Origin of the sequence: Stenotrophomonas sp., assembly GCF_032103445.1 — a bacterium.
Classification (GTDB): Bacteria; Pseudomonadota; Gammaproteobacteria; order Xanthomonadales; family Xanthomonadaceae; genus Stenotrophomonas.
In genome coordinates, this window is sequence record NZ_DAMDFR010000126.1 from 1 (window position 1) to 4,645 (window position 4,645).

The window sequence follows — 4,645 nt, forward strand, 5'->3', positions numbered from 1 at the left end:
CTGGAGCAGGGCCTGCGTCACCAGCACAGCGGGGCCTGGGAGCGCCTGCAGGCATCGGCACAGGCGCTGCAGCTGGCCGGCATGACCGCCGCCGCCGGGCAACTGAGCGGTCTGCGCGCGGCGCTGGGGCCCGACCAGCGTGGTGCGCTGCTGCAGCGGCTGGGCACGCTGGTGCTGATGCTGCAGGGGCTGTCGCAGGCGCTGCCGGTTGCGGCGCATTCGCCTATGCTGGACCCCGACCCTGTTGCGACCGAGTCTGCCTGATGCTGTCGTTCCGTCTGCCCGCTGTCTGGTCCGCCGTTGCCGCTGCGCTGATCGGCAGCCCCGTGGTTGCGCTCGCGCAGAGCGGCGATGCCGCCTTCGATCGCTGTCTGGTCGGCATCCAGACCCAGGCACTCAAGCAGGGCGTCAGCGCCGAAGGGTTCACCCGCCTCACCACGGGACTCACCCCGGACCTGAGCGTGCTGCCGCTGCTGGATGCACAGCCGGAGTTCACCACGCCGCTGTGGGACTACCTGGCCGCGCTGGTGGACAGCCAGCGGGTCGACGATGGCCGTGCCCGCCTGGCCCAGCACCGTGACCTGTTGGCCACCGTCTCGGCGCAATACGGCGTCGATCCGGCCACCATCGTCGCGGTCTGGGGGGTGGAGAGCGATTACGGTCGGGTGTTCGGCAAGCGCCCGCTGTTGCAGTCGCTGGCCACGCTGGCCTGCAATGGCCGCCGCCAGCCGTTCTTCCGCGGCGAGCTGTTGTCCCTGCTGAGGTTGCTGGATGCCGGTGAGCTCAGCGCCGATGGCCTCACCGGTTCCTGGGCCGGTGCCTTCGGCCACACCCAGTTCATGCCGTCCACCTATGCGCGCATCGCAGTCGATGGCGATGGCGATGGCCGTCGTGATCTGGTCGCCAGCATCCCCGATGCGCTGGCCTCCACCGCCAATTACCTCAAGAAGGCCGGTTGGCGCACCGGTCAGCCGTGGGGCATGGAAGTCACGATACCGGCCGGCTTCAACGCCGCCCTGGCTGGCCGCACCCAGCGCAAGCCGCTGGCCGACTGGCGCGCGCTGGGCATCGTCCCGGTCGGCGGCGGCACGCTGGCCCCGGCCGGGCTTCCCGCCGACGCCAACGCCGCGCTGCTGCTGCCCACCGGTCCCAAAGGGCCAGCTTGGCTGGTGTTCCGCAACTACGACGCGATCTACGCCTACAACGCCGCCGAAAGCTATGCCCTGGCGATTGCCACCCTGGCCGACCGCCTGCGCGGCGGTACCGGCACCGTGGCTGCCTGGCCCACCGACGATCCTGGCATCGGCCGCACCGAACGCCGTGAGTTGCAGACCCTGCTGCTCGCCCGCGGTCATGACATCGGAACGGCCGACGGCATGATCGGCACCGCCAGCCGCCGCGCCATCCAGGTCGAGCAGCAACGCCTGGGCCTGACCCCGGCCGACGGCCGTGCCGGCCAACGCATCCTCACCGCCCTGCGCACCGCGCCTCCTCTTCCTGTTGCGACTTCTGCCATGCCCGAATCCACTGTGTTCACCTTGCCGCCCAATCGCGCCCGCCTGCTGCAGTCGCCGGCCGGTCCCAGCGCTGCCCTGCCGAAACTGGAAGGCCTGAGCCTGGGCAGCGTGCAGGGCTTCCCGGCGTGGAAGGTGGAGACGCCCTTCGCGTCGGCCGCCATTTCCGTGTTCGGCGGTCAGCTGCTGTCCTATGTGCCCAAGGGCGGCCAGGACGTGATGTGGCTGTCGCCCAGCGCGCAGGCGCTGCCAACCCCGATCCGTGGCGGCACGCCCGTGTGCTGGCCGTACTTCGGACGGCAGGGGCAGGGGAACGATGTGCCCTCGCACGGCTTCGTCCGCGATCTACCCTGGACCCTGCAGCAGGCCCGACGTGAGGCCGACGGCACCGTCGTGCTCACTCTGGCTCCGCCCGCGCTTGAGTCGCTGGACCTGCAGCTGAGCATGCAGCTGCGCATCGGGCGCACGCTCGAGCAGCAGCTGATCACCCGCAACACCGGTTCGCAGGCGATCAGTTTCACCCAGGCCCTGCACAATTACTTCAAGGTCAGCGACGCTACCCAGGTCAGCGTGTCCGGCGTGGACGGACTCACCTATCTGGACAAGTTCGAGAACTACGCCACCCCGCGAAGCCAACAGGGCGACTGGTCGTTGCGCGATCCGCGTGACCCCGGTCGCAGCGATCGCATCTATACCCAGGCCGGCGGCCGCTATGTGCTGAAGGACCCGGGCCTCAAGCGCAGCATCGCCATCACCACCCAGGGCAGTCGCACACTGGTGGCCTGGAACCCCGGCGAGGCCGGTGCGGCGAAGATGGCCGACGTCGGCAAGGGCTGGCGCGACTACGTCTGCCTGGAAGCGGCCAATGCCGGCCCGGACGTGGTCACCCTCGCGCCCGGCGCACAGCATGTGCTGCAGCAGACCTTCAGCATCGCTCCGTTATGAGCAGTGAGCGCAACCCGGTTGATGACCGCGCGGACGATGCCGCAAGCAACCCGTACGCTGCACCGGACACCGAGCTGTCGGACCTGCCCAGCGATGCCGAGATCGCCGACGCGGTTTCCTTGAATGACCGCTACCCGCTGCTGGCCCGGGCCGTGGACAACAACTTCTGGACCTACGCGAAGCGCTGGCATCTGGGAGAAGCCAACGGACGCATGGCCCGTCCCTGGCACTGGCCGGCGCTGTTTTTCGATGTCTACTGGTTGCTGTACCGGAAGATGTATCTGGCGGCGCTGGGCTTCTTTGGCCTCGGCTTCATCGTGGGCGGGGTGATCGCCCTGCTGCCGGAATTCGAGGTGGTGGCCCTGATCGTCATGCTGGTGTTGAAGCTGGCGCTGTGTGCCAGCGCCAACCAGTTGTACCGCTGGCACTGTGACCGGCTGATCGCCCGCCAGCAGCGTCGGTATCCGGATCAGCCCGAGCGGGTGCAGGCCGAAGTCCGCCGTCGCGGTGGCACCAGCGCCTGGGCAGTGGTGATGGGCATGGTCGTGCTGGGTGCGATCAACGTGCTGGCTGGGGCCTGACCCGCAGCGCGAGCAGGCAGATCGCGCCAGCGACCAGCCCCCAGAACGCCGAGCCGATGCCGGCCAGCGACATTCCCGACGCGGTTACCAGGAAGGTCACCAGCGCCGCCTCGCGGTCGCCCTCCTCACGCAGCGCCATCGCCAGACTGTTGGCGATGGTGCCGAACAGGGCGATACCGGCGACGCAGGCGACCAGCTCGCGCGGGAAGGCAGCGAATACGGCGGCCACCGTCGCCCCGAACAGGCCCACCACGATATAGAAGACACCCGCGGCCACCGCGGCCGGGTAACGTCGCGCCGGATCCTCGTGGGCCTCGCGGCCCATGCAGATTGCCGCCGTGATCGCTGCCAGGTTCAGTCCATAGGCACCAAACGGGGCCAACACCGTGTTGACCACGCCGATCCAGCCGATCACCGGTGATACCGGCGTGTCGTAGCCCGAGGCACGGATCACCGCCACGCCGGGAATGTTCTGCGAGGCCATGGTGACCATGAACAAGGGCAGGGCGATGCCGAACACTGCCGGCCACGACAGGGTAGGGACGGTGAACACCGGCACCGCCAGCTGCAGGTGGACCTCGCCGGTGTGCAGCAGGCCCTGCGACGCAGCCACGCCCACGCCCACCAGCAGGGTGGCGATGACCGCATAGCGGGGGAACAGGCGGCGGCCGACCAGCCAGGTGAAGAACATCGCCAGTGCCATCCCCAGCTGGGTGCCCATCGAAACGAACACGTCCAACCCGAAGCGCAGCAGCACACCCGCCAGCATCCCGGCGGCCAACGCCATCGGTACGCGCTGCATCACCTTGGCGAAGACACCTGAGAAGCCGGCGATCATGCCCAGCGCAGCAGCCAGTACAAACGCGCCAATAGCGTCGCTATAGCTGACGCTTCCGGCACCCACTACCAGCATCGCCGCACCGGGCGTGGACCACGCTGTCACCACCGGCATCCGGTAACGAAGCGAGAGACCGATACAGGTGACACCCATGCCCAGTCCCAGCGCCCACATCCATGACGCAATCTGCGCTTGTGTAGCGCCAACCGCCTGGGCGGCCTGGAACACGATCACCGCGGAGCTGGCGAAACCCACCAACACCGTGATGAAACCTGCGACGACCGCAGGCAGGGACGCATCGCGCAGCAACGAACGTTTCGCACTCACCGACATCTCATTACATCCATGACCTGCTGGTGTGGCCATGGTGGCAAGTCTGGCGGCGCACGCGCAACGCGCGTGCGCCGCGAAAAAAACGCTTGACGTATTTCCAGAAGTCTTTAGTATTCGCTCCCTCGCTGCGGCGCGGTCTTCACTCCGGTGAACACCAACCCACAACGGCGGCAACATTCTTCGAACGAAGGTGTTGACGGAAACGAAAAGCCTGACATAATAGGCGGCTCGCTTCGACGAAAAGACCTCCGGGTCGCAACGACGAAGCAGCATCGGCAACAACGTCCACTCCGGTGAGGCGACCCTCGAAAAAGGGTGTTGACGAAGCGGAAAAGCCGGCTATAATGGGCGGCTCGCAACGACGGAAACGTCGGGGCACACGGAGGAAGGCGCTGAGGCCGACTCCCAGGTTCTTTGAAAGTATGCGCAGGTAT

4 protein-coding genes are annotated in these 4,645 nt (G+C 67.5%); 3 read left to right on the top strand and 1 reads right to left on the bottom strand.

The features are described 5' to 3' along the window. The 3 genes from RT551_RS21160 to RT551_RS21170 all read left to right on the top strand — a co-directional run. On the top strand, nucleotides 1-264 hold a 264-nt coding region (locus tag RT551_RS21160; RefSeq protein WP_313462152.1), incomplete at its 5' end, for a hypothetical protein. Continuing rightward, nucleotides 264-2,459 carry a lytic murein transglycosylase gene (locus RT551_RS21165; protein ID WP_313462154.1) on the top strand — a complete coding sequence of 732 codons (2,196 nt, stop codon included), beginning with the start codon at nucleotides 264-266 and terminating at the stop codon, nucleotides 2,457-2,459. The genes RT551_RS21160 and RT551_RS21165, both read left to right, overlap by 1 nt. After that, nucleotides 2,456-3,040, top strand: a complete 585-nt coding sequence (locus RT551_RS21170) for a DUF2628 domain-containing protein (protein ID WP_311193123.1) — start codon at nucleotides 2,456-2,458, stop codon at nucleotides 3,038-3,040. The genes RT551_RS21165 and RT551_RS21170 overlap by 4 nt, the downstream gene beginning before the upstream one ends. Here the strand turns inward: RT551_RS21170 and RT551_RS21175 are convergent. Then, nucleotides 3,018-4,211 carry a benzoate/H(+) symporter BenE family transporter gene (locus RT551_RS21175; protein ID WP_313462156.1) on the bottom strand — a complete coding sequence of 398 codons (1,194 nt, stop codon included), beginning with the start codon at nucleotides 4,209-4,211 and terminating at the stop codon, nucleotides 3,018-3,020. The genes RT551_RS21170 and RT551_RS21175 overlap by 23 nt on opposite strands. Between the last annotated feature and the right edge of the window lie 434 nt (nucleotides 4,212-4,645).